This is a genomic window from Pseudoalteromonas shioyasakiensis, from assembly GCF_019134595.1.
Classification (GTDB): Bacteria; Pseudomonadota; Gammaproteobacteria; order Enterobacterales; family Alteromonadaceae; genus Pseudoalteromonas; species Pseudoalteromonas shioyasakiensis_A.
In genome coordinates, this window is the sequence record NZ_CP077770.1 from 3,243,195 (window position 1) to 3,267,427 (window position 24,233).

22 protein-coding genes are annotated in these 24,233 nt (G+C 41.5%); 7 read left to right on the forward strand and 15 right to left on the reverse strand.

Going from position 1 to position 24,233, the window contains the following annotated elements:
- Positions 1–66 precede the first annotated feature (66 nt).
- Positions 67–2,886, forward strand: a complete 2,820-nt coding sequence (gene uvrA, locus KQP93_RS15040) for an excinuclease ABC subunit UvrA (protein WP_217875051.1) — start codon at positions 67–69, stop codon at positions 2,884–2,886.
- A gap of 12 nt (positions 2,887–2,898) precedes the next feature.
- Positions 2,899–3,954, forward strand: coding sequence for a hypothetical protein (locus KQP93_RS15045; protein WP_217875052.1), 1,056 nt, complete (start codon positions 2,899–2,901; stop codon positions 3,952–3,954).
- Between the two features lie 14 nt (positions 3,955–3,968).
- On the opposite strand, the gene KQP93_RS15050 is transcribed toward KQP93_RS15045, so the two are convergent.
- Positions 3,969–4,214 (reverse strand): hypothetical protein, encoded by a 246-nt coding sequence (locus KQP93_RS15050; protein WP_058583841.1) that lies wholly within the window; start codon positions 4,212–4,214, stop codon positions 3,969–3,971.
- A gap of 277 nt (positions 4,215–4,491) precedes the next feature.
- On the opposite strand from KQP93_RS15050, the gene KQP93_RS15055 reads away from it, so the two are divergent.
- Positions 4,492–4,686 (forward strand): hypothetical protein, encoded by a 195-nt coding sequence (locus KQP93_RS15055; RefSeq protein WP_217875053.1) that lies wholly within the window; start codon positions 4,492–4,494, stop codon positions 4,684–4,686.
- Positions 4,687–4,741: 55 nt separating this feature from the next.
- Positions 4,742–5,635: a TraB/GumN family protein gene (locus KQP93_RS15060; RefSeq protein ID WP_217875054.1), complete on the forward strand. Its 894-nt coding sequence runs from the start codon at positions 4,742–4,744 to the stop codon at positions 5,633–5,635.
- A gap of 128 nt (positions 5,636–5,763) precedes the next feature.
- On the opposite strand, the gene trpS is transcribed toward KQP93_RS15060, so the two are convergent.
- Genes trpS through rpe form a run of 3 tightly spaced genes read right to left on the reverse strand, consistent with a single transcriptional unit; the run spans position 5,764 to position 8,167 of the window.
- The gene (gene trpS, locus KQP93_RS15065; protein ID WP_217875055.1) at positions 5,764–6,768 is read right to left on the reverse strand and encodes a tryptophan--tRNA ligase; all 1,005 of its coding nucleotides are present in this window, start codon (positions 6,766–6,768) and stop codon (positions 5,764–5,766) included.
- A gap of 50 nt (positions 6,769–6,818) precedes the next feature.
- Positions 6,819–7,484: a phosphoglycolate phosphatase gene (locus tag KQP93_RS15070; RefSeq protein WP_217875056.1), complete on the reverse strand. Its 666-nt coding sequence runs from the start codon at positions 7,482–7,484 to the stop codon at positions 6,819–6,821.
- On the reverse strand, positions 7,481–8,167 hold the full coding sequence (rpe, locus tag KQP93_RS15075) for a ribulose-phosphate 3-epimerase (protein ID WP_217875057.1): 687 nt from the start codon (positions 8,165–8,167) through the stop codon (positions 7,481–7,483). Before rpe ends, KQP93_RS15070 begins: the two co-directional genes overlap by 4 nt.
- Before the next feature lie 333 nt (positions 8,168–8,500).
- On the opposite strand from rpe, the gene KQP93_RS15080 reads away from it, so the two are divergent.
- A complete protein-coding gene (locus KQP93_RS15080) occupies positions 8,501–8,797 on the forward strand; it encodes a hypothetical protein (RefSeq protein WP_054552801.1) in 297 nt (98 codons plus the stop codon).
- A 5-nt stretch (positions 8,798–8,802) separates the two neighbouring features.
- Positions 8,803–8,988: a DUF2970 domain-containing protein gene (locus KQP93_RS15085; protein ID WP_054563341.1), complete on the forward strand. Its 186-nt coding sequence runs from the start codon at positions 8,803–8,805 to the stop codon at positions 8,986–8,988.
- Here KQP93_RS15085 and KQP93_RS15090 read toward each other — a convergent pair.
- The 9 genes from KQP93_RS15090 to KQP93_RS15130 form a co-directional block, all read right to left on the reverse strand.
- The gene (locus KQP93_RS15090; protein ID WP_217875058.1) at positions 8,960–9,802 is read right to left on the reverse strand and encodes a Dam family site-specific DNA-(adenine-N6)-methyltransferase; all 843 of its coding nucleotides are present in this window, start codon (positions 9,800–9,802) and stop codon (positions 8,960–8,962) included. The two genes, KQP93_RS15085 and KQP93_RS15090, sit on opposite strands and share 29 nt — an antisense overlap.
- A gap of 53 nt (positions 9,803–9,855) precedes the next feature.
- Positions 9,856–11,256, reverse strand: a complete 1,401-nt coding sequence (locus KQP93_RS15095) for an AAA family ATPase (RefSeq protein ID WP_217875059.1) — start codon at positions 11,254–11,256, stop codon at positions 9,856–9,858.
- Complete coding sequence (aroB, locus tag KQP93_RS15100) at positions 11,256–12,326, reverse strand: 3-dehydroquinate synthase (protein ID WP_217875060.1); 1,071 nt, start codon at positions 12,324–12,326, stop codon at positions 11,256–11,258. The genes KQP93_RS15095 and aroB overlap by 1 nt, the downstream gene beginning before the upstream one ends.
- 27 nt (positions 12,327–12,353) lie before the next feature.
- Positions 12,354–12,872, reverse strand: a complete 519-nt coding sequence (aroK, locus tag KQP93_RS15105) for a shikimate kinase AroK (RefSeq protein WP_036973192.1) — start codon at positions 12,870–12,872, stop codon at positions 12,354–12,356.
- Positions 12,873–13,051: 179 nt separating this feature from the next.
- Positions 13,052–15,145 carry a type IV pilus secretin PilQ gene (locus KQP93_RS15110; protein ID WP_217875061.1) on the reverse strand — a complete coding sequence of 698 codons (2,094 nt, stop codon included), beginning with the start codon at positions 15,143–15,145 and terminating at the stop codon, positions 13,052–13,054.
- Complete coding sequence (locus KQP93_RS15115; protein WP_217875062.1) at positions 15,132–15,668, reverse strand: pilus assembly protein PilP; 537 nt, start codon at positions 15,666–15,668, stop codon at positions 15,132–15,134. Before KQP93_RS15115 ends, KQP93_RS15110 begins: the two co-directional genes overlap by 14 nt.
- Positions 15,665–16,270 (reverse strand): type 4a pilus biogenesis protein PilO, encoded by a 606-nt coding sequence (locus KQP93_RS15120; RefSeq protein ID WP_054563336.1) that lies wholly within the window; start codon positions 16,268–16,270, stop codon positions 15,665–15,667. The genes KQP93_RS15115 and KQP93_RS15120 overlap by 4 nt, the downstream gene beginning before the upstream one ends.
- Positions 16,260–16,832: a PilN domain-containing protein gene (locus KQP93_RS15125; protein WP_217875063.1), complete on the reverse strand. Its 573-nt coding sequence runs from the start codon at positions 16,830–16,832 to the stop codon at positions 16,260–16,262. The genes KQP93_RS15120 and KQP93_RS15125 overlap by 11 nt, the downstream gene beginning before the upstream one ends.
- Positions 16,820–17,899 (reverse strand): pilus assembly protein PilM, encoded by a 1,080-nt coding sequence (locus KQP93_RS15130; RefSeq protein WP_217875064.1) that lies wholly within the window; start codon positions 17,897–17,899, stop codon positions 16,820–16,822. Before KQP93_RS15130 ends, KQP93_RS15125 begins: the two co-directional genes overlap by 13 nt.
- 132 nt (positions 17,900–18,031) lie before the next feature.
- Here KQP93_RS15130 and KQP93_RS15135 point away from each other — a divergent pair, with 132 nt between their 5' ends.
- Positions 18,032–20,536: a penicillin-binding protein 1A gene (locus KQP93_RS15135; protein WP_217875065.1), complete on the forward strand. Its 2,505-nt coding sequence runs from the start codon at positions 18,032–18,034 to the stop codon at positions 20,534–20,536.
- An 83-nt stretch (positions 20,537–20,619) separates the two neighbouring features.
- Here the strand turns inward: KQP93_RS15135 and metL are convergent, their stop codons facing one another.
- Together metL and metB are read right to left on the reverse strand one after the other, a co-directional pair.
- Positions 20,620–22,965, reverse strand: a complete 2,346-nt coding sequence (gene metL / locus KQP93_RS15140; protein ID WP_217875066.1) for a bifunctional aspartate kinase/homoserine dehydrogenase II — start codon at positions 22,963–22,965, stop codon at positions 20,620–20,622.
- 5 nt (positions 22,966–22,970) lie between these two features.
- A complete protein-coding gene (metB, locus tag KQP93_RS15145) occupies positions 22,971–24,230 on the reverse strand; it encodes a cystathionine gamma-synthase (protein ID WP_217875067.1) in 1,260 nt (419 codons plus the stop codon).
- Positions 24,231–24,233: the final 3 nt, after the last annotated feature.

Here is a 24,233-nt window from a genome sequence, read left to right on the forward strand (position 1 = left end):
CAAGGATTAATCTTATCGCGTATTATGAGATACTGAAAAAATAATTAGGTAATAAAACGAGATAGCATGGAAAACATTGAAGTCCGAGGCGCCCGTACGCACAATTTAAAAGACATCAGCCTAACCATTCCCCGTGATAAGCTGATAGTTATCACTGGCCTATCTGGTTCAGGGAAATCGTCTTTAGCGTTTGATACTTTGTATGCAGAAGGGCAACGTCGTTATGTTGAATCACTGTCAGCGTATGCAAGACAGTTCTTATCGCTAATGGAAAAACCCGATGTTGATCACATCGAAGGTTTATCGCCAGCTATCTCTATTGAGCAGAAATCAACGTCGCATAACCCGCGTTCAACGGTCGGTACTATTACCGAGATTTACGATTACCTACGTTTATTATTTGCCCGTGTAGGTGAGCCTCGCTGCCCTACTCACGACTTGCCACTTGCCGCACAAACTATCAGCCAAATGGTCGACACGGTTTTAGCGCTTCCTGAAGGTAGCAAGCTAATGCTATTAGCACCGGTGGTAAAAGATCGTAAAGGTGAGCATGTTAAACTGCTTGAGCAACTCGCAAGCCAAGGTTTTATTCGCGCCCGTATCGATGGCGAAGTATGTGACTTATCAGATCCACCGACCCTTGAGCTTCATAAAAAGCATACTATCGAGGTTGTGGTTGACCGCTTTAAAGTGAAAGATGGTCAACAACAGCGCTTAGCTGAATCATTCGAAACAGCCCTTGAGCTGTCAAGTGGTATTGCCCATGTAGCGGCAATGGACGACTCTCTAAGCGAAGACATGCTGTTTTCTGCTAATTTTGCCTGTCCAACGTGTGGCTATGCCATGAGTGAACTTGAGCCACGTTTATTCTCGTTTAATAACCCGGCCGGTGCATGCCAAAGCTGTGATGGTTTAGGTGTGCGTCAGTATTTTGATCCAAATCGTGTTGTGCAAAATCCAGAGCTAAGCCTATCGGGTGGTGCAATTAAAGGCTGGGACAAACGTAGCTTTTATTACTTCCAAATGCTGCAAGCTGTCGCAGAGCATTATAAGTTTGACTTAGAAGCGCCTTTCCAAGAGCTTGGAAAAGATGCGCAAAAGGTGATTCTAGAAGGTTCTGGCAAAACTAAAATTGCCTTTAACTACCGCAATGACCGTGGCGACTTAATTACGCGTAACCATGAGTTTGAAGGCGTTTTAAATAATATGAATCGCCGCTACCGTGAAACCGAGTCAAACTCAGTTCGCGAAGAGCTTGCTAAATACCAAACAAGCCAAGCGTGTCCGAGCTGTCATGGCTCGCGACTTCGTGAAGAAGCTCGTCACGTATTTATTGGCCAAACAAACCTGCCAGCGATCACCACGATGAGTATTGGCGAAAGCATGGCATTTTTTGAAGGCTTGAATCTAACTGGTCAGCGCGCACAAATTGCCGAAAAAATTCTCAAAGAAATTCGTGACCGTTTATCTTTCTTAATCAATGTAGGCCTTAATTATTTATCGCTTGAGCGAAGTGCCGACACCCTGTCAGGTGGTGAAGCGCAGCGTATTCGTTTAGCAAGCCAGATTGGTGCAGGACTTGTTGGTGTTATGTACGTACTGGATGAGCCTTCAATTGGTTTGCACCAACGCGATAACGACCGCTTACTAAAAACCCTTATTCACTTACGCGATTTAGGCAACACGGTCATTGTGGTTGAGCATGACGAAGATGCTATTCGCGCTGCGGATCATATTATCGATATCGGCCCGGGTGCCGGTGTTCATGGCGGCCATGTTATTGCACAAGGTACCCATGACGATATTCTAGCTAGCAAAGATTCAATCACGGGTCAGTACCTCTCTGGTGAGAAGAAAATTGAAGTACCTGAGGCTCGCCATCAAACCAACGACAAATGGCTTGAGTTATTTGGTGCCACAGGTAACAACTTAAAGAACGTTGATTTACGTATTCCATTTGGCTTAATGACCTGTATCACCGGTGTGTCAGGCTCAGGTAAATCGACACTTATCAACGACACTTTATTTAAACTGGCTCATACCGAGTTAAATGGCGCAACGACCGCAGAAGCGGCACCGTATAAGTCAATCAAGGGTCTAGATCATTTTGATAAAGTGATTGATATTGACCAAAGCCCTATTGGCCGTACTCCGCGTTCAAATCCTGCAACTTACACCGGTATTTTTACCGGTATTCGTGAGCTATTTGCGGGTACTCAAGAAGCCCGTTCACGTGGCTATAAGGTCGGTCGTTTTAGCTTTAACGTTAAAGGTGGTCGCTGTGAGGCCTGCCAAGGTGATGGCGTGATCAAGGTAGAAATGCACTTTTTACCTGATGTATATGTACCTTGTGATGTATGTAAAGGTCAGCGCTACAACCGTGAAACCCTCGAAGTACAGTACAAAGGTAAAAACATTCACCAAGTACTCGAAATGACCGTAGAAGATGCCCGTGACTACTTTGATAAAATTCCGGCTATTGCACGTAAACTGCAAACATTAATGGATGTAGGCTTGTCGTATATTCGCTTAGGTCAAGCTGCTACTACCCTCTCGGGTGGTGAAGCGCAGCGTGTGAAACTGGCTCGTGAACTTTCAAAACGCGATACTGGTAAAACCTTATATATTCTTGATGAACCAACTACGGGTTTACACTTTGCTGATATTCAGCAATTATTAGTAGTACTTCACCGCTTACGCGATCACGGTAATACCATTGTTGTTATTGAGCATAACCTTGATGTGATCAAAACCGCAGACTGGATTGTCGACTTAGGCCCAGAAGGTGGCTCTGGCGGTGGTGAAATTTTAATTTCTGGTACACCTGAAGACGTTGCCGAGTGTGAGCGTTCACACACAGGAAGGTACTTAAAACCACTACTATAAAAAGGATATTGCGTGCGTAGGTATTTAAAAATTGCAAAATGGCGCGCTAATAAACAGTTTCAACAACAGCAACGTAGCTGGCAGCCTCATAAAACGAGGCTGGTTGAACGATTACAAGCCATTTGGTTTAACTTAAGTACCGCACAAAAGCTCTATCTTTTAGCATTAAGCAGCCTGATTGTTCTGCAATCGGGCTGGTTAAGTGCCACCATCACCATTATTGCGCTTGTTATTGAATTTTGGCCCAAGTTTAATCAACTTTGGCACTCGCTTGCCGGCAAAGCACTGATTTTAATCTTCTACGCCAGTATCGCTAATTTTGTGTTGGCCGGTGCGAGCGGCATAGTTAATGATGTAACTCATGTCTCAGCTAATCACTTTAATTACACCCATAACTTTGCCACCCTGTTATATTTACCCCCTTGGGCAATGGGAATAACCCTAGGTACTTTATTGTTATTTCAACTTTTCTTACCTTTCTATATATTTGTTTTATTACTGATAAAACCCTTTGGCTCTGAGCGAATTAAATTTATAAGCCAAAGCTACTCACCTCTATTAACTGCCATCGTACGCTTTGTCTTAGCATCAGTAGTATTTATTAACCTGATTTCGTTTATCGACGATCAGCCTCCCGAAGAAGTACTCAACAACATGGTTAGCACCTTTTTAGATAGCAAAGTCATTGCCAAAGAATCCGGTGAAGAGCAGCAAAAAGCAGTCGAAGAACTCGGTGAGAAGCTCGAGCAACAACTTCCTGGTAATGAAGAAAGCTCAGCCCCAAGCCAAGACGTTAATATAGAAGGTGACAGCGAAACCGCCGAAAACTTACGTCAGTTTCTAGATACCAAAGGTTATTTTGAGCGCAGCAAACGTTTAATTGCGATGTTTGCTTACAGCTTTGAAGCCGACAGCTATTCACGCTGTTTAAAAGCAGAAAAAAGTAAAGCCGTTGAGCTGAATGATTACGAAATAGTGCAAGTAACCCCTGATCACCATGCCGAATACGGCTATCAATTTGAAGTGATTGCTTGCGACTCGCCAGGTGTTACCCCAGTAGAAAAATAGCGTAGTAATCAATATTACTCGCTTGGTTTACTGCGTTTTTCTCTTATGAAATGAAATACCGAAAGCCCAATAAAACCAAAGCAAACTAAGGCGATAACTAAATTGGGTATAAAAATAAGTAACATAGCAGCATCATAGCCGATCTTAGCGAATGCAGCGCAAAGGCTACCAATAATCAGTTCGGTTAAAATTAGCTCCCATTCTAATGAGCTATTCGCAGCCACTGTTTTAGCCGCATAATGTTTTACTTTAAAGCCCATAACAAAACCTATCAGTTCCTATTTTAATACACCCACATTATCATCAAAATGCAAAGCCTCAAAAATAATAGACTTTAAAACCTTATTCCCCCCATAACAATTAAGCTTAAACTGTTGAAATTAAACAAATTAAAATTTTAAAACCTTATAAATAAATCGCTTAGAACTAGATAAGCGACTCTAGCAACTTTCCTCGCTATTGTAGTTTCCATCAACGGGCTACCAACCAACTTTGCTTCGTTGATATAACCAATAAACCAATTAAGGGAATTACATTATGAGCAATTCAGTTTTAAAAATGATGTCGATACTAGCAGTAAGTGCACTCGTTGTTACAGCACCTAATACTTTGCTTAATAGCGAAGAAGGTAATCAAAAACTAAACCAGCAATTAGAGACATCTATCGAAGCCTCTATTGAGCAAATGAACAATAAAATAGATCAGCAAATTGAGCTTAAGCTCAACAAGTAATGCTCTGCTTGCCCAATATATTGGGCAAGCCTCTCTCGATTTACAGGTTAAAATAATGAAAACATTGACTCAATGCTTACTTATCTCAACGTTTGGAGCATCAAGCTTAATAACAAGTCATTTTTGCATTGCTAAAAGTGCGGTTTGGCAAGTAAGCAAAGGCGATGAATTTATATATATTGCTGGTTCAATTCATGCTTTACCGCCCGAGGAGCTTCCACTCCCTGCAGAATTTAATCAAGCATATAAACAAGCCGATACCCTAGTACTTGAAGCCGATGTGCCAGCACCGAGTAATAGCTCAGCACAACTTACTATGCTTAAAGCACTGAGTTACGAAACTGGTGAAACATTAAGTAGTAAGCTCTCTGCAACAGTAAAAAAACAATTAGAAGCACAGCTTACTCAATACGATATGCAACTTAGCGAACTCGACAGCTTTCGCCCTTTTATGGTGAGCTTGCTGATGATGTCGCTAGAACTACAAAAACAACAGCTTTTCGGTGAAGGTGTTGATAGCTATTTCGCAAAGCGAGCCCAACAAGACAGCAAAGAATTAGCTTACCTTGAGACCTTGGCTTTTCAATTACACCTTTTTAAGCAATTAGGCAGCCAAGACGAAGATGCCTTTATTCAGTCGCAGTTAGCGCAAGTATCAAGTTACCAAGCGCTTTACAGTGCAATGCTTGATGCATGGCGCAATGGCGATATGCACGCAATGAATGAGCTTACTATCATGCCATTAAAACAACATGATCCCCTCACCTACCAAATACTCATTAAGCAACGTAATTTGAATTGGCTTAATCATATTGAGCATTACTTTACTGACCAGCAAAAAGAGTTGGTACTTGTTGGCGCTGCTCATTTGGCCGGTGAAGATAGCCTATTAGCCTTGTTAGAAAGTAAAGGCTACGTGATTGCACAGTTGAGCGCTGATGAGGAGTAAGAAAATGGAAAAAACAGACAAAACCGCTGCCGCACTTATCTGCTTATTTACTGTTTTAATTGTGCTGAGTTTTTAATAAAAAAATACCGCTTTAAAGCGGTATTTTTATTTCAATAATTTGTGCAAGCTTACGGGCGAGGAATAAAACCTACCGCATCGTAGACTGCTTTTAATGTTTTTTCAGCGCGAATACTCGCCTTTTCAGCACCTGACTTCATAATGCTATCAAGTAGTGACTGATCTTCGCGAATTTCTTTAAAGCGAGCTTGAATTGGCTCAATCATATTAACGACCGCTGCTGCCGTGTCTTTTTTCAGGTGACCATACATTTTGTCTTCATATTCAGGCACTAAGTCTTCAATTGAGCGCTTAGTTGCAACTGATAATAAAGTAAGTAAGTTAGATACACCTGGTTTTTCTTCACGATCAAAGTAGATACGAGCTTGCTCGTCTGAATCGGTTACTGCTTTCTTCAGTTTCTTTTCAATCTTCTTCGGCTCATCTAATAACATGATGTAACCGTTTGGATTTTCATCTGATTTAGACATTTTCTTGAGCGGATCTTGTAAGCTCATTACACGTGCGCCGAATTCAGGAATGTACGGCTCAGGTAGTTTGAACACATCACCGTATAGGTTGTTAAAACGTGTTGCGATATCACGCGTTAACTCTAGGTGTTGCTTTTGATCTTCACCCACTGGCACTTGATCTGCTTGGTATAACAAGATGTCTGCAGCTTGCAGTACAGGGTAAGAGAATAAACCCACATTGACGTTATTCGCATGCTTAGAAGACTTGTCTTTAAACTGCGTCATACGATTAAGCTCACCCATTTGAGCATAACAGTTTAACACCCAACTAAGCTGTGCATGTTCTGGCACTTGAGATTGTACGAATAACGCAGCTTTCTCTGGGTCGATACCACATGCAGCATAAAGCGCAATACCGTCCAGCACGCGCGAGCGTAGCTGATCAGGATCTTGGCGTACAGTAATGGCGTGTAAATCTACTAACATAAAGAAACTTTCGTGGTCTTCCTGTAGCTTAAGCCACTGGTTAATAGCGCCAACATAGTTGCCTATTGTCATACCACCGGTTGGCTGAATGCCACTTAACACTACTGGTTTACTCATGATGTTCCTTTATATTTTTACTAAACTAAAAAGACGAAATTAAAATGCACTTACCTTTGGGTAAGAACGGGTATTATATCTAAGAAATTCTCGCAGAGGTACTCTGGATTGAAATCAGCGAGGTTTTCACCTTGGTTATAGCCATAACCGAGTGCGACAACGTCAACCTTAGCAGCTTTTGCTGCCAAAATATCACTTTTTGAGTCGCCAATCATAACTGCTTTGGCTGGGGTGACATCTAATTGCTGACAAGCAAATAGTAAAGGCTCAGGTGATGGTTTCTTTGCCATATCATCACCACAGACAATCAACTGAAAATGACTAGTCAGTGAAAGCTTATCAAGTAACTTTTCGGTAAAACGACGTGCCTTATTGGTGATCACCACTTTAGGAATACCAGCAAGTGCAGCAAGCCCAGTTTCTACATGTTGATAAAGCGCACTGTAGTCACCTACAACTTGGTCATAGTGCTGATAAAACAAATTAATTGCACGCTCAGTAAGGGCTTCATCTAAATGCTCACTGATTTGCATATCACCACTCAAACCACGCTTTACAAGTGTTTCTATGCCATTACCTACCCAGCTCTCAACTAGCTTTTGTGTAACAACCGGAAATGCGAGGTCAGTTAGAGTCAGATTCATCGCAATGTATAAATCATAAACACTGTCGACTAAGGTGCCATCTAAATCGAAAAATGCCGCATCGTATTTCATGACTCAACCTTTGCAAGCTCGCTGCGCATCGCATCTATAACCGCTTTGTAATCTGGTTGATTGAAAATCGCTGAGCCTGAAACAAACATATCAGCGCCCGCTTCTGCAATTTCAGCAATGTTATCAACACCAACGCCACCATCAACTTCTAAACGAATATTACGACCTGAGTCATCAATGATTTTACGCGCTTGGCGAAGCTTATCGAGGGTATGAGGAATAAAGCTTTGGCCGCCAAAACCAGGGTTAACCGACATTAATAGCACCACATCGACTTTATCGAGCACATGCTCAAGGTAGCTAAGGCTAGTTGCAGGGTTAAATACAAGCCCTGCTTGGCAACCACTGTCTTTTATAATTTGTAAGGTACGGTCAATATGCTCGCTAGCTTCAGGGTGAAAGCTAATAATAGAAGCGCCCGCTTCGGCAAAGTCGGGAATTAGGCGATCGACAGGCTTAACCATAAGATGCACATCAATCGGGGCTGTAATACCGTAATCGCGCAGTGCTTTACAAATCATCGGGCCAAAAGTTAGGTTTGGCACATAATGGTTATCCATTACATCAAAGTGAACAACATCTGCCCCACTTGCTAGCACACGATCAACATCTTCACCTAAACGAGCAAAGTCAGCTGATAAAATAGAAGGGGCTATTAAATACTTTTGTAATGTTTCCAACATGAGAGATTCCATCATAATTTGCGACTGCAAGAAGAGCGCATAATGTAACCCAATCGACAGCTGATTAAAACACCACAGCTAACGGTTAAAAGTGGATTACTTAAGGCTAATCCTTTTAGCTTATTGAATTAAAGTAAATTTAATCAAAAATTGAACAATAACTCTATTCAGCAGCTTGCATAAATGCATTTAAATGAAACAAAATATAAACATAAAATTTACTTTAAAAGACTAATTTTATTAAATTTTTATTTAATTCAGCCGTAATTAAGTTTGTTATTTGAGCAATTGTTATGTATGCTTGTCTAAATAACACAAACAAGGGTTATTCTCATGCGTGCTTTTAAAATAGGGATCTTAATCGCGTCCGCACTTACGGTTGCTGCGTTTGTATCTTTTTCATCTGCTGATGAAGACGACTTTTTAGCAGCGGCGTCTGGTTGCTCATGCAATACGCTTAACGCATCATCATCTTCTGCTCAATGTATGAAAGCAGAACAAGAAACAGGATGGTTTTCTTGGTTAACGGGTGATAGCCGCAGCGCTCAGTTCCATTATCTTGATTTACTTGAGTTATTAACAAGTAGTGAAGAATCAAAGAAAGTTAGCGGTTTAGGTTCTAAGTTCTAAATCGCATGAACAAATTCATTAGTGCATTACAAAGTGTCTTTGCGGCATTTTTTGGTGTGCAATCAGAAAATAAGCGTCAAGCTGACTTCAAAGAGCATTCGCTCAGTACTATTATCGTCATTGCCCTCGTTTTATTCAGCCTGTTTGTAGCAGCGATTTATTTCACCGTTTCTTTGGTGCTAAATACATAGCCATTAGCTCATTCACTTTATTGCGTGAACCGCCCTTCGGGCTAATCGTGCGCTTTACCTGAATTTCATCCAGTGATGCTTGGCTGTAGATCTTACGAGTCCACACCGTATCGTGGTTAGAAATAAGTACCGGCGTGTTATTTTCGAATGCTGCTTGCTCAGCTAAGTTCGCCAAGTTTGCTTGGTCATCTAAATTGAAACCGCCCTTAGCGTAGGAAGTAAATGAGGCTGTTTTACTCAAAGGCACATAAGGTGGATCGCAATATACAACCGCATTATCAGGAATAAGCTTAAAGACCTCGTCATAACCTAAACACGTAAAGGTTGCTTGCTGGGCTTTTTCAGCAAAGAAGTGCATTTCTTTTTCAGGAAAATACGGGCGCTTATATTTACCAAAAGGAACGTTAAAAATACCTTTAAGATTGTAGCGGCACAGACCGTTATAACCATGACGATTCATGTATAAAAATAAAATTGCGCGCTCATACACATCGCTGCTCTGATTAAACTGAACACGGTACTCATAATAGGCTTCAGGATGGTTATTGAGCTCTACAAATAGCTTTTTTGCATCGCTAATAAATTCGTCAGGCGTGCGCTTTAGTTCAGTGTACAGGTTGATCAGATCCGCATTAATATCGTTTAAAATATAATGCTTAAAATCGGTATTGAGGAATACAGAGCCAGCACCAACGAAAGGTTCAACTAAGGTGTCAGCATCCATACTCGCTTGCTTCAAGCGGGTACGAATATCTTCAACTAGGCTGTATTTTCCACCCGCCCATTTAAGGAAGGCTCTGGTCTTTTGCTGCATTTGCTCTTAACTTCAATTCGGTGTTGCGCGATTTTACACTAATCAGTTTTAATTTACTGATTTAGTGAAGCGATTTCTTGCTTAATTTTACTTATTTTTTTATAAAACGGCTGATTTTTACGCACATTATCAGAAAGTGTTGTTACGCCTTTCTTAGCATCATTCAGTGTGACATAACTGCCATAAGTGACAATCCACCACGGCTTACCGCTGCGTAAGCTTTGGTAAATATTTACCTGCCCTTGCAACCCATTTTCATTAATAAACTTATCACTGATCTCTTGCTTAGTGACCGCTAGTAATTGGATTACAAAATTGTCGTCTGGCTGAGATAAATACCACGCATTCCCCACTAATGGCTGCTCTGGCTCAATTGCAGACTCGGCTTGCTCAGCATCGCTGATGATGGCTGCTACAACTTCATCTGTCGTTGGTTGTTCAGTCTCTTCTGTTAATGACTCTGCTGGCAAAAGGCTATCAACAATCGCAGCCACGTTATTGTTATGACTTTCATTTTCATGGTTTTTACTATCAGAGTCATCAACTGGCATCCCGGCAGCCTGAGTCGTTTTTTCATCATCATTAGTAGCAACTTGCTGCTCGGCTTGAGGCTCATCTTGAGCTTGTTCTGTAACGATCTCTTTGCTCTCTACAGGGCCATTAATTACTGCTTCTGCAGGTAATGCCGTTGCCACAGAGCTTGTTGTATCTTGTTGGTAATGTGCTTTCCACCACTCGGTCATATCAGCTTTATATAAAAAGCCAATGATCAACAGCATGGTTGTGATTAAGACCAAAATTAAATACAGCAGTTTATAGCTTTTCTCAGGTGCGCGAATATCCGCAGTTTGCTGTTCAGGCTGCCAAGCTAGTAATAAGGCTGGGTTACCATGTGCTTCCTGTAAAAATGTGCGAAACACAGGGTCTTCTTCAACAGGGAGGTTGTCGAAAAACCAACGCATAAGTTGCTTACTTTCGCTCAAGTTAAGCGCTTCTAGGTGAATTTCGACCGCTTGAGTAAACTGTCCGACTGATTGCGATGCAATCAATATGTATAACGTGCTCGGGCTTTGCTTGGCGATAATTTCTAATTGCTGAATTAACTCTTCAGATAAATGACGCCCTCCATCAATCACCCATAAACAATCACCACAAGGCTGTTGCTTGTAGAGTTGATAGAAGTTTTCAGACAAACTTAAAGAATGATCAATTAGCGGGTTGCTAAAGCTTTGCTCTAACAGTTCAGTCATAAACTGTTGGTCGGTCATCTTTCCAGACAACTGAACAAACGCTTTATTAAAGTCGAGGTATTTATCAGTAATGAAGGTTTCTAATAAATAGCTTTTACCAAGGCCTGACGGGCCAAGTAAGCAAATTAGATTTTGCCCATATTCAAACTGCAGAGCGATTCGATCAACTAGCGCAGCACGGCTAGGCAATATTTGCGATTGCATTAGCGCGCTATTAAATCACAAACCTGCTGATCAGTAACATCACTTACCAGCGCACATTGACCAAATTGAGTAGGTAAAATGAAGCGAATCGTGCCTTTCTTGTTTTTCTTATCTTTACGCATGTGCGTTAAAAACTGCTCGCTAGTCATTTCTGCCGGAATATCGACTGGTAAATCATACTCAGCAATCAATTTAACAATGCGTTCAACTTCTGCAGTAGCTAAGTCATCACGGGTATGTGCAAGGCGTGCTGCCAGCACCATACCTGCCGCAACGGCTTCGCCGTGTAGCCAGTTACCGTAACCCATTTGCGCTTCGATAGCGTGGCCAAAGGTATGCCCTAGGTTTAGTAGTGCACGTAAACCAGCTTCTTTTTCATCTTGCGCAACAATCAAGGCTTTGATTTCACAACAACGGTAAATTACATGCTGCAAAGTTTGCTCATCAAGTGATTTAAGGTTAGCGATATTTTGCTCTAGGTAAGCAAATAACTCTGTGTCGTAAATAAGGCCGTATTTAATTACTTCTGCCATACCGGCTGCGAATTCACGCTCAGGTAAAGTATGAAGTGATTGCGTATCGATAAATACTGCTTGCGGCTGATAAAACGCACCTATCATGTTTTTACCAAGTGGATGGTTTACTGCCGTTTTGCCACCAACCGATGAATCCACTTGCGAAAGCAAGGTAGTTGGTACTTGAATAAAAGGCACGCCACGTTGATAACATGCAGCAACAAAACCAGTTAGATCACCCACAACACCGCCACCTAAGGCAATAAGGCATGTATCGCGACCACAGTTATGTTCAAGTAAGAACGCCGAAATCTTTTCAAACCACTCAAGTGATTTAAATTGTTCGCCATCAGGGATGGTAAAAGATAACGGGTTAAGATCAGCCAACGACGTCATTACATCATCAAGATATAAAGGTGCAATGGTGTCGTTGGTGATAATGATTGGTCGACAATCGCCGATGTGCTCGCGTAGCCGACCAGTCTCTTTAAGAGCAGATTGACCAATATAAATAGGATAACTTCGCTCGTCCAAATTAACTGTTAATTCAAGCATAGCTAGTTTCCTTTTTATTATTGGTTTTTAAAAATCTAATTTCTCGATGATTTGATTAGCAACAACTTTCGCGCTTTGCTCATCAGTGCGGACAACAAAATCAGCAACTTCTTTGTATAACGGTTCGCGTTCTTCAGCTAAGCGTTCTAATACATCACGCGGTGCTTCTTCTGTTTGCAATAATGGGCGACGCTTGTCGCGCTGCGTGCGTGCAACTTGCTTTTCGATTGGTGTCTCTAGGTATACAACGATACCGCGAGCAGATAGCTTATTACGCACTTCTTTACTGATCACAGAACCACCACCAGTTGCAAGAACAATGCCTTGCATCTCAGTTAGGTCTGAAATTACAGTTTCTTCACGAAGTCGAAAGCCCTCTTCACCCTCAAGATCGAATACCCAAGCAATGTCTGCTCCAGTACGACGCTCGATCTCTTGATCTGAATCGAAAAATTCAAGGTGTAATTGGTCAGCAATGTGACGACCAATTGTGCTTTTGCCAGCCCCCATAGGGCCCACTAGAAATATATTACGTTTCTCAGCCATATCTTTTTAGTACAAACGAACTCTAAAATTTGAAATAAAACCCCGCCTAACGACCTGGCCCCAAAATTAAGGAGGGGATTATCTCAGTAATTGCTTGGGTATTTCAAGTCAATTAGCATAAAAAGCCAGATAACGAGCAATTAAACATGCTAATTGCTCGTTGCTTAAGAAAAAATCACTTAATCGATTTGAATTTTTGGTGTTACAAAGATTAACAACTCTTTCTTCTCGTTAAATTCACTCGTACTTTTGAACAACGCTCCAAGGTATGGAATATCACCTAACAGAGGTACTTTCTTAGTTGAGTTAACGATTTGCTGTTGGAAAATACCACCAAGCACCACAGTTTGACCGTTTTCTACTAATACCTGAGTTTGAATCTCTTGGGTATTAATTGCCACAGCAGAACCCGTTGGTGTTTGTACGGTATCACCACGTGTATCTTGTGTGATAACGAGATCTAAAATTACTTTGTTATCAGGGGTGATATGTGGCGTTACTTCTAAGCTCAGTACTGCTTTTTTGAAGGTTACTGTCGTTGCACCACTTGATGCTGCTTCAACGTAGGGGATCTCAGTACCTTGCTCAATACGCGCTTTTTGTTGGTTAGCCGTAGTAATACGTGGACTTGCGATAATCTCACCACGGTTTTCTTCTTCAAGGGCACTTAGCTCTAAATCTAATATTGTGCCGTTGGCCAACTTAGCTATTTGCACACCAATACTACCCGCAGGGCTAGAAACCGGTAAGTTAACATTTAAGCGGTCAGAAATACTTGGGATATTATCGTAAGAGCCAGCACCAAACATGCCTCCAGCACCTTCTAATGTGCCAGAAATAGCGCCGTCACTACCTACATCACTGATCCCCCAGCGAACACCTAAGTCTTCTTGTACGTTATCATTCACTGTCACCATACGTGATTCAATTACCACTTGCTTAACAGGAATATCTAAGGTTTCTACCATACGGCGCACGCTTTCGATACTTTTTGCAGTGTCTTTGATAAGTAGAGTATTAGTACGCTTATCAACAGACACACTGCCTCGTGCTGAAATAATACTGTTGGTGTCTGTTTTCAATAAGTCAGCAAACTCTTCAGCTTTAGCATAATTAAGGCGGATATATTCACTGTAAAGCGGCTCTAAATCTTCAACTTGCTGTTTAGCTTGAAGCTCTTTTGCTTCACGCGCAGCTAGCTCTTCTGATGGCGCAACCATCAAAATAGAGCCATCCATACGCTTATCAAGACCTTTAATTTTAAGTACTACATCAAGTGCCTGATCCCAAGGAACACCGTCTAAACGCAATGTAACATTGCCTGTTACTGAATCACTTGTTACTAAGTTAAACTCGTTATAGCCCGCAATAATCTGTAGCACAGAGCGAATAGGAATATCTTGGAAGTTAAGGCTCATAGGGCGACCTTGATATTCAATACCACCTTCAAGGTATGCACGCTGTGTATCATCTTTTTCAACAGTTAGCGTAAAGATATTTTCAATTTGTTGGTGAGTAAACTTAAACGCTGCATTGGGTTCAACCACGATGCGCGTCATATTACCTTCTTTGAAGGTTTCGATGTTACTGACAACCGTACCAAAATCCATCACATCTAATTGATACAATAAATCATCTAAAATATCTGTGTGGTGGAACTCAGCAATAATTTTGCCGCCACTTTCATGTACATCAATTGCAGCTTGCGTATCTTGTAAAAAAACTAGCAGGCGTGCTTCGCCTTTCTCACCACGACGAAAATCAATCGACTGCACCGTATTAATAAAGTTACTAGAAGCAGTCAACCCATCCGCAGATTCATCTGTTGCGATTGGGTTATCTGAAACATGTAAAGTAACAATATTATCTTTCGCCATTGTTTTATAAATTTTTAGCTTGTCTAACGTTACAACAACTTTTAAACCATCGGCAGTCATGGTACTGGTTACATGCTGGATACCTGCTTGATTAACAGGTACATCACGCACTTCATTATCAACACCCACATTGCTAAATAGCATTTCAATACGAGCTGGTGAGTTATACACCTGAACTTTTGGTTCGAATGTAAGGGCTTCATCAAATACTAGTTGTAATTGTGTTTCGCCTTTCATTAACGGGTTATAACGCACATCATACAACAGAGGGGCAGCGATTGCCGTCTGGGCCAAAAATAAGGCTAATGCAGCTAACATGAATTTATGCATGTGTTTTAACCAAGCCATTCCTATATGCATCTTCTTTTTACCTTTCATAAGATTAACTTGCACCATTTGTATTCGCCTCTAACATTTCTAGCTTAGTCAGGCGCTCTTTCCAACAACCAGCCCCATCCGGGATTAATTCTAATAATTCTATATAATTGTCGTGCACTTGTTTAATTTCACCATGATACAAACCGATATAATTACCTACAGTAACTCGATAAAGTGTATCGTCTGCAGCTTTTATCAACGCCCACGTATTACCAACACGGCCAATAGTCCCTTGCATAACTAGGTTGTCTAGCGGGTACTTTTCAAGTGGCTGGCGAACACGATCAGGATCGGGGTGTAAGCAGTTTTTAACTTGCACTAAATTGCTTTGGATAATTTCCGGTTTAGGCGCCACAAATGGGCTGCGTAATTTCCCGGCATTATAAGCAAAATGCTCGAACTTAGTGATCTCAGGTATCGGCTCAACTTTAGGCGTTGTACTTGCTTTTACTTGATCAATAAACTCTTTTTGTTCTGAAGTATCGTCATTACATGCACTGAGCACAAGAGTCATGACAATAATTAAGGGAAGCTTTTTCATTTTTTAGTGCCCCCTTCATAACGATAAGTCTTGGCAACAACACTAAAAGTGAGTTCATTATTGCCAAGAGTTTGAATAGTAAAGTCATGTAAACTTACAATACGCGGTAACTGAGCAACTTTACCAACAAATTCACCAAATTCATGGTACGTCCCGACGACTTCTATTTTAATTGGTAGTTCTGTATAAAACTCTTTTTCAACTTCAGGTAACCAGCCAATTTTCAAGAAAGTCAAACCACTCGTGGTGCCGACGTAAGATAAATCATCTAACAAACCAGGTGTCTCGTTCGAGGTTGGTAAGCGCTTTAATAGCTGCGAGAACTTATCTTCCATTTCAACCATTTGCTGACGATATATTTCTAGGTTACTCGCAATAGCGTATTTTGCTTTGTATGTTTGGCGAAGCTCAGTTTCTTTGGCTACTGCACTGTGGTAGCTGGCAATTTCGTCAGACACTAATAAGCTGTAGCTAAAGTATAAAACCAGCGCAGCCACAAACGCACAGCACAAAGCTTTAACAGCGATGGGCCAATCGCCCATGTTTTCAAGCTCAATTTCATTCCAATCTATATCTGTTAACGCTTTGATATCAAGGTTCATCGCGCACCTCACCTATCTGATCAAACGGCTTAACGTAAAAATCCATATTAAAATCACTCAATAATCTTGAGGTTTGCTCACCAGCAACGATACCTTGCATAATAGGTCGCTCTAATAAATACGAGCCTTGAACTTGACGCAGCATGGTAGATAAACGGTTATTTGATTCACTGCGACCGATTACATGGATGCGGTCATCACGGCGTTCAAGTTTAGTTAAATACACCCCAGCAGGAACAATCTTAGCGACTTCGTCCATAATTTGCGTCCCTAGGTTACGGTTACTCTGTAACTCTTCGATGAGGCGCATTCGCTGTTGTAAGTTCTCTTTTTTCTTATCGAGTTCGTTAATTTCACGAATACGTTGGTTCAGTAAAGCAATTTCTGTATTTAAAAAATTATTTTTTACATTTTGTCCTTCGCGTAAACCACCATAAAAAGAGCTTAGTAAGTACATACTTAGGAAGCTAGCAACAACTACGCCAAACAGTATAGTAATAAACTTATTCTGGGAGTCTTTTCGTTGTTGTTCGCGCCATGGCAACAGATTTATATGTGGCATGATGAAAAACTCCTTAATGCCAATCCAGTAGCTATTGCAAACTGAGTACGATGGCGCTGCAACATATTGCGGTCAACTTTTGGCGAAATCTCAATGTTGGCAAATGGTTCTGCAACTATGGTGTGAATGCCTAGCTCTTCAATTAGCAGTCTATCTAAACCCTCGATCATGGCGGTACCGCCAGTTAAAACAATATAATCAACTTGGTCTTTACCACTGGTTGTTAAGAACATCTGCACAGCACGTCGAACTTGTTGTAACAATGAAGTTTGGAATGGGGCTAAAACTTCGAAAGTGTAATTGGGTGGTAAATCTCCCGTTGTTTTACCAATTTCAGCTTCATCAAAACTCTTGTTGTAATACGCAACAATACTGTTGGTATATTGGTCACCACCAAATACTTGGTCACGGGTGTAAATTGTTTCGCCTTCTTGCACTACACTTACAAGCATAAGTACAGCGCCAATATCAACCACAGCTACGCACTTGTTGTACGCATCACTAGGCAATTGTTGATAGTAAATATCCATCGCTCTACTTAGTGCATAACTTTCTACATCAACAACCCCAGCTTTTAAATTTGCAACTTCTAGAGCACCGACTCGCGCTTGAACACTCTCCGTTCTCGCAGCTGAAAGCAGTACATTCACTTTACTTGGATCAGCTTCGTTAATAGCCAGTTTTTCAAAATCGATATTGACTTCATCCAGCGGGTAAGGGATTAAACTATCAGCTTCAATCGCTATTTGTGACTCTAATTCAGCATCAGTTAATGTTACATCCATAAAGATCACCTTAGTGATTACTGTTTGCCCTGACACGGCGACGGCAGCGGTTTGAGCTGATTTAGGAATTTTTCTTTTTAGTTTAGCGATAACATTACCAATCGCTTCAATATCTTGAATAGAACGCTCAGACATAGCGCCTTTTGGCATAGGTTCAATAGCTAACGCTTCAAGCCGCATACCCGCGTCTGTCTCTTGCAACAACACTGCTTTAATACAGTGCGACCCAATGTCGATTCCTACCATCATAGATGAAGGCTTTTTAAATAGCTGACTTAGCATGTTTGCAACTTGGCCTTTGTTTTAATAATAAACAAGTTATAATTTTTGTCTGAAAAAATATTATTCATTTTTTAATCAATATATACTAGCAGTCTCCGATTCTAATTGGGAGTCCATTTAGGGAAAATATAAGTGATTTTATTAAAGCGAACTTTACAATTTATTATCATTTGCTCATTCTTGGGGCTAATCACTTTAGTTGGTCTATACTATTACGTTAAACCTGACATTCCTAGCGTTCAGGTTTTAAAAGACGTTCAATTACAGACACCTATGCAGGTATTCTCACGTGATGGATTATTGATTAACCAATTCGGTGAAAAACGCCGCATTCCCGTTACAATAGATCAAATCCCCCAACCATTAATCGATGCAATTTTAGCAACAGAAGATAACCGTTTTTACGAGCATATCGGTATCGATCCAATTGGTATTGTCCGTTCAGCCATTGTACTCATATCTACAGGCGAAAAGAAACAAGGCGCAAGTACGGTAACAATGCAGCTTGCCCGTAACTTCTTCTTAACTAGAGAAAAAGCATACATTCGTAAGGTCAAAGAGATCTTCATTGCTTTACATATCGAAAGTATATTAACTAAAGACGAAATCCTCGAATTATATTTAAATAAAATTGAATTAGGTAACCGAGCTTTTGGTATTGGTGCAGCTGCGCAAGTTTACTATGGCAAAGACCTTAATGAACTAACCTTAGCACAAATGGCGATGATTGCGGGTCTACCAAAAGCTCCATCAGCCCTTAACCCTATTCGTAATCCGGTACGCGCAAAGTCACGTCGCAACGTTGTACTAGGCCGTATGTATACCGAGAAGTATATTACACAGAGTGAATACGAAGAGGCTATCAATGCCCCAATTACAGCAAAATTCCACGGCGCAGAAATTGAAGTTTACGCCCCTTATATCTCTGAGATGGTGCGAGCTGAAATGGTTAAACGCTATGGTCATGAGCGGGCTTACAATACTGGTTTTAAAGTTTACACCAGTGTTGACTCAAATATTCAGCAAGCCGCACAAGATGCCATTGTTGATAACTTACACGCTTACGATATGCGTCATGGCTATCGTGGTGCTACGGCTCAGTTATGGGACAGCGAAAACGAAAGTCCACTTAGCCAAGAAGAGATCTTATCTAAATTAAAAGATGTCAAAGAGTTTGGCCCACTATTAGCTGGTGTTGTAACGAATGTTGCTGAACAGTCAATCAATGTATTACTAAAAAGCGGTGAACAAGTGACTGTTGAGTGGGATGGCCTAAAATGGGCACGTAAGTATATTACCCGTTACCGTCAAAGCTTCGCACCAAAAACGGCTACTGAAATTTTATCAGCGGGAGCGCAAATTTGGCTGCGTAAAAATGCAGATGAAAGCTACATCCTTAGCCAAGTACCAGAAGCATCGAGCGCACTTGTTTCACTTGACCCACAAGATGGTCGTATTAAAGCCATTGTCGGTGGTTACAGCTTTGAACAAAGCCAATACAATCGCGCAGTTCAAGCAAAGCGCCAAGTTGGTTCAAACATTAAGCCATTTATTTATTCAGCGGCACTTGAAAACGGCTACACACTTGCTTCAATTCTCAACGATGCACCTATTAATCAATGGGATAAAAGCCAAGGTGTGGCATGGCGACCTAAGAACAGCCCTGCTGTTTATAACGGCCCTATTCGTATTCGCCGTGCACTCGCTCAATCGAAAAACGTAATTTCTGTACGCTTACTACGTGGTGTTGGTCTTGAGCGTACTGCAGATCACTTACTTAAGTTTGGCTTTTCAAATAGCGATATTAACCGTAGCGAGTCATTGGCTCTGGGTAGTGCCTCAATCACACCTCTTGAACTAGCTCGCGGGATGAGTACTTTCGCCAATGGCGGCCACTTAATTACACCTTACTTTATTTCTGAAATTCAGGATTCTGCTGGTAATGTGTTATTCAAAACCGAGCCAGAACTTGCCTGTGATGAACCAGAACCAGTTGTAACACCTGAGTTTGCATCACTAAATAATAATCAGTTGAATCAATCAGAAGGTTTGAGCACTCCACGTTGTGCACCGCGTATCATTTCAAAGCAAAATGCATTCTTAATTTCGCAAGCTATGCACAGTGCAATTTGGGGTGGTGGTAGCTGGACTCACAAAACAGGCTGGAGTGGTACAGGCTGGCGTGCACAGGCGCTTGACCGTCGTGATCTAGCAGGTAAAACAGGTACTACCAATGACTCGGTTGATACGTGGTTCAGTGGCTTTAACCGCAATGTGATGACCTCGGTATGGGTTGGTTTTGATAACCCTGGAAAAGCCCTTGGCCGTTCGACCTACAATAGTAACCTCGATAAGTCACAAATCTCTGGTGCAGAATCGGGGGCTAAAACAGCACAACCTGCATGGGTCGACTTTATGCGTGCTGCCCTCGATGGCATGCCAGAAGCACCTATTGAGTTTCCTGAAGGTTTGGTATCGGTTCGTATCGACTTAGCAACAGGTCTTTTAAGCCATAAGAATGACTATACCAGTCGTTTTGAATACTTTATCAAAGGCACAGCACCAACCAAGTACGTACTTGATCAACCAACAGACGTATTTGAAGAAAAGCTCAGCACTGAGGAAGAGTTGTTCTAAATAAGTGAATTGCTATTTTGAAACAATAAAAAAGCGCCTTTAAGGCGCTTTTTGCTTAGCTATTTAAACTAAGATCAGCAAAATTATTTTAGGTTATTTACCAGCCAATATAGGTCTGAGTGCACCCCAGCGGCAGTGACTTCTTTACCCGCGCCGGGGCCTTGGATCACTAATGCATTGTCTGTATACCACTGTGAATTGATCACAAAGATGTTATCGCCCGGTTTAAGGCTTGCTAATACATCATCTTTACCAACATTGACTAAACCGACTTGAGCCTGAACCTTACCATCAACGAGTGTGATAGCACCGGTGTAGCGCACTACTTTATCTTCAGCTGCAGCTTGGGCTGCTTTTTCTGTCATAAATTCATCGAGTAGCTGTTTGTTTGCAAGGAAATCTTGCCAGCTTCCTGCTGCAAGCTGTTCAGGCATCAGAGGTGTTAAAGCTATCTCATCTAGCTCTAAATCAAGGCCTAGATCTCGCGCTAATATAAGCAGTTTACGCTGCATATCGCGGCCAGATAAATCTTCACGAGGATCTGGCTCTGTATAACCCATTTGCTGTGCTTGTAGCACTAAATCTGAAAACGGCACGCTACCATCATAACTGCTGCATAACCACGATAAAGTACCCGAGAATACCCCTTCAATACGGTTAATGCTGTCTCCACTATTTTGCAAATCAGCCAAAGCAAAGTTAATCGGTAAACCTGCGCCTACACTGGTGTTGTAGCGCCATAGTAGATTTCGCTCAGCTAAATTAGTGCGTAAGTTTTGATACCAACTATTCGCAGCAGTACCTGCATATTTGTTCGCACTGATCAAATGACAGTTAAGCTCTACAAAATCAGGATACAACTGACTAAAAGCCTCACTCGCTGTGATATCAATTATCACTTTGTGCTCATAATCTAGCTCATTGATACGTGCTAATAATTCAGCTTTGTCGTAGCTTTGCGCTTCGTTGTGCCACTGCTCCTGCCATGTTTCACTATTTAAACCACTGGCACTAAATAGCATTTGCTTAGAGCGGAGAAGAGCAACCACTTTTATTTTATAATGGGCAGATAAACGAGCAAACTGAGCTTGGAGTTGCGATAAGAACACCTCGCCTACATTACCAAGGCCAGCAACGATAATGGCCAACTCTTGGCCTTTGTTTACCAGCTTGTCATGTAGAAGAGTTAAAACATCACTATCAATTGCTTGATCATTTAAGATCAACACATAGTTATCGTCTTGCTGTACAAAACGAGGGTGAATGCTTTGCTCTTTTAAAAGCGCTGTTGCTTGCTCTGTTAGGGCAATTACATCAGCTGTTGGTGCAACCACTGCACAACCACTTAAATTAGACTCGACAATATTGGCACGACCCGCTAAATGGCTCACAACCTGATGAGTACTTTGACCAGGTACTAACAAGTAAGTATCGCCCTGTTTAGTAAAGTGGTGCAGGCTGTGTTGAATTAACTGACTAAGCTCACCGACTTCACCACTGCTTAGTTTATCAACCCGTAATAAATCGATGTTATCTAAGGTAGTAATAAAACGCTTTGCTTTACTGTAGCCTTCTTTTACTACTTCGGTTGGCGTTGCATCACAATCAAAACTACTTCTTACCACCAATTTAATTTCTGTGTCTTTTAACGGCGACAAGGTTTTTGCATGCAATACTGGGTTACCCAAACGCGCTAATAAGTTAGCTTGCTCGCGGCACACCTTGGCATACTTAACTGCATTTTTAACTTTACGAGGGTCAGTACTAAATACACCTTGTGTGTCTGTCCAGATAGACACTTGCTTAGCAAAAGTATAACTCGCTAACAAGGTGGCACTGTAATCACTGCCATTGCGGCCTAATGTCACCGTATTACCTTGGCAATCTGCAGCTATAAAACCCGTTACTACGTTGATATGTGTTCTGCTAATCGCATCACTGCATTGCTGTTGGTTTTTTTGATGTAAAAGCTGACCATCATTTAGAGTAAACAGCTGTCTTGCATCAACATCTTGCGCATCAACACCTAACTGATTTAGGTAAGCAGCCAATAACCGCGCCGACCACACTTCACCATGAGCAAGTAAAGGTGCTTCAAGTAACTGCTGCTGACTAATTAATTCATTTAATACGGCAAGTTCATCTTTTAACTGTGCCAAGGCCTGTTGTTTATTCTGACCTGTAAGTAGCTGCTCAATTAAAGCCCGTTGATTGTTATCAATAAGCAATAGAATATCGCTAACAGCCTGGCTATCTTGCTGCTGGTAACTTTGCCAAAGCTTTACTAGGGTATCGGTTGTTTTACCCGATGCCGACACAACTACGCAATCGCCCTGCTCAGTATTCGCAAGAACGATGTTCGCTACCGCATGATAACGATCTGCCGAGCTTAAGCTTGAACCACCAAATTTATGAACAATATTTACCATTTCTTCTACCACAATGCCGTATGTGCTGGCGTTAACTTAAATGACGCGTTTTGCTGTGTATCTTGCTGTGTTAGCTTAGCTTCAGCTTTTGTAACTTGTTGGCCTTGACCTGGTTTTACTAAATTGAAAACACGGTCTAAATCTGCAATGAGATCTTTTACGTCTTCAATGCCTACAGAAATACGGATCAGCGTATCGCCCACACCAGCTTCAAGGCGCGCTTTAGGCTCCATGCCTGCGTGCGTCATTGTTGCAGGGTGACAAATCAAGCTTTCTACCCCACCTAGCGACTCAGCAAGGCTAAAATCTTTAAGACTAGTTAAAAACGCAGCAGCATCGTTAATGTCGCCTTTAATATCAAAGCTCACCATGCCACCAAAACCACGTTGCTGTGCTTTAGCAAGCTCATGTTGTGGGTGAGAAGCAAGGCCAGGGTAGTAAACTTGGCTTACATAAGGTGAACTCTCTAAATACTCAGCAATGGCAAAGGCATTTTCTTGGTGCTGCTTTAAACGGACATTTAAAGTACGTAAACCACGAAGCGTTAAGTAGCTGTCAAATGGTGCTCCAGTAATACCGATATTATTCGCCCACCAAGCAAGCTCATCGCCTAGCTCTTGCGTTGCAGCAATCACTGCACCGCCCACTACATCAGAGTGACCATTGATGTATTTAGTGGTTGAGTGCACAACAATATCAACACCAAACTCAATTGGGTTTTGTAATGCAGGTGATAAGAAGGTGTTGTCAGCCGCAACCAAAGCACCACACTGCTTAGCAATGCTAGTGATTGCTTTAATATCTGTTAAACGCAAGATTGGGTTACTTGGCGTTTCAATCCAAATCAACTTAGGTTTAATCGCTAAAATTTCTTGGAGGTTTTCAGTTTTAGTTAAATCCAAAACTTTTAGTTTTAACAGGCCACGTTTTTCAAGCGAGGTGAATAAACGGTAACTACCGCCATAACAGTCATGTGGGATCACTAACGTATCGTCACTGTTTAAAAGCTGAGTGGCTAAATGCACAGCAGACATACCTGTTGCAGTTATAATACCTCTTGCACCACCTTCCAGCTCAGCTAAGGTTTCAGCTAAAATATCGCGATTCGGGTTACCACTGCGGCCATAGTCATACTGGCGCTTAGTATCAAAATCAGCAAACGAATAGGTGGTTGATAAGTAAATTGGCGGTACAACCGCACCATGGTGTTTATCGGCTTCGATGCCGTGACGAACAGCAATCGTCGCTTTATTTTTTTCGCTCATTTC

What these genes read in the sequence shown, in the direction of transcription:
- uvrA (WP_217875051.1), top strand. Translation starts at nt 67, where the DNA reads ATGGAAAACATTGAAGTCCGAGGCGCCCGTACGCACAATTTAAAAGAC.
- KQP93_RS15050 (WP_058583841.1), bottom strand. Translation starts at nt 4,214, where the DNA reads ATGGGCTTTAAAGTAAAACATTATGCGGCTAAAACAGTGGCTGCGAAT.
- KQP93_RS15055 (WP_217875053.1), top strand. Translation starts at nt 4,492, where the DNA reads ATGAGCAATTCAGTTTTAAAAATGATGTCGATACTAGCAGTAAGTGCA.
- KQP93_RS15060 (WP_217875054.1), top strand. Translation starts at nt 4,742, where the DNA reads ATGAAAACATTGACTCAATGCTTACTTATCTCAACGTTTGGAGCATCA.
- trpS (WP_217875055.1), bottom strand. Translation starts at nt 6,768, where the DNA reads ATGAGTAAACCAGTAGTGTTAAGTGGCATTCAGCCAACCGGTGGTATG.
- KQP93_RS15070 (WP_217875056.1), bottom strand. Translation starts at nt 7,484, where the DNA reads ATGAAATACGATGCGGCATTTTTCGATTTAGATGGCACCTTAGTCGAC.
- rpe (WP_217875057.1), bottom strand. Translation starts at nt 8,167, where the DNA reads ATGTTGGAAACATTACAAAAGTATTTAATAGCCCCTTCTATTTTATCA.
- KQP93_RS15080 (WP_054552801.1), top strand. Translation starts at nt 8,501, where the DNA reads ATGCGTGCTTTTAAAATAGGGATCTTAATCGCGTCCGCACTTACGGTT.
- KQP93_RS15085 (WP_054563341.1), top strand. Translation starts at nt 8,803, where the DNA reads ATGAACAAATTCATTAGTGCATTACAAAGTGTCTTTGCGGCATTTTTT.
- KQP93_RS15090 (WP_217875058.1), bottom strand. Translation starts at nt 9,802, where the DNA reads ATGCAGCAAAAGACCAGAGCCTTCCTTAAATGGGCGGGTGGAAAATAC.
- KQP93_RS15095 (WP_217875059.1), bottom strand. Translation starts at nt 11,256, where the DNA reads ATGCAATCGCAAATATTGCCTAGCCGTGCTGCGCTAGTTGATCGAATC.
- aroB (WP_217875060.1), bottom strand. Translation starts at nt 12,326, where the DNA reads ATGCTTGAATTAACAGTTAATTTGGACGAGCGAAGTTATCCTATTTAT.
- aroK (WP_036973192.1), bottom strand. Translation starts at nt 12,872, where the DNA reads ATGGCTGAGAAACGTAATATATTTCTAGTGGGCCCTATGGGGGCTGGC.
- KQP93_RS15110 (WP_217875061.1), bottom strand. Translation starts at nt 15,145, where the DNA reads ATGGTGCAAGTTAATCTTATGAAAGGTAAAAAGAAGATGCATATAGGA.
- KQP93_RS15115 (WP_217875062.1), bottom strand. Translation starts at nt 15,668, where the DNA reads ATGAAAAAGCTTCCCTTAATTATTGTCATGACTCTTGTGCTCAGTGCA.
- KQP93_RS15120 (WP_054563336.1), bottom strand. Translation starts at nt 16,270, where the DNA reads ATGAACCTTGATATCAAAGCGTTAACAGATATAGATTGGAATGAAATT.
- KQP93_RS15125 (WP_217875063.1), bottom strand. Translation starts at nt 16,832, where the DNA reads ATGCCACATATAAATCTGTTGCCATGGCGCGAACAACAACGAAAAGAC.
- KQP93_RS15130 (WP_217875064.1), bottom strand. Translation starts at nt 17,899, where the DNA reads ATGCTAAGTCAGCTATTTAAAAAGCCTTCATCTATGATGGTAGGAATC.
- metL (WP_217875066.1), bottom strand. Translation starts at nt 22,965, where the DNA reads ATGGTAAATATTGTTCATAAATTTGGTGGTTCAAGCTTAAGCTCGGCA.
- metB (WP_217875067.1), bottom strand. Translation starts at nt 24,230, where the DNA reads ATGAGCGAAAAAAATAAAGCGACGATTGCTGTTCGTCACGGCATCGAA.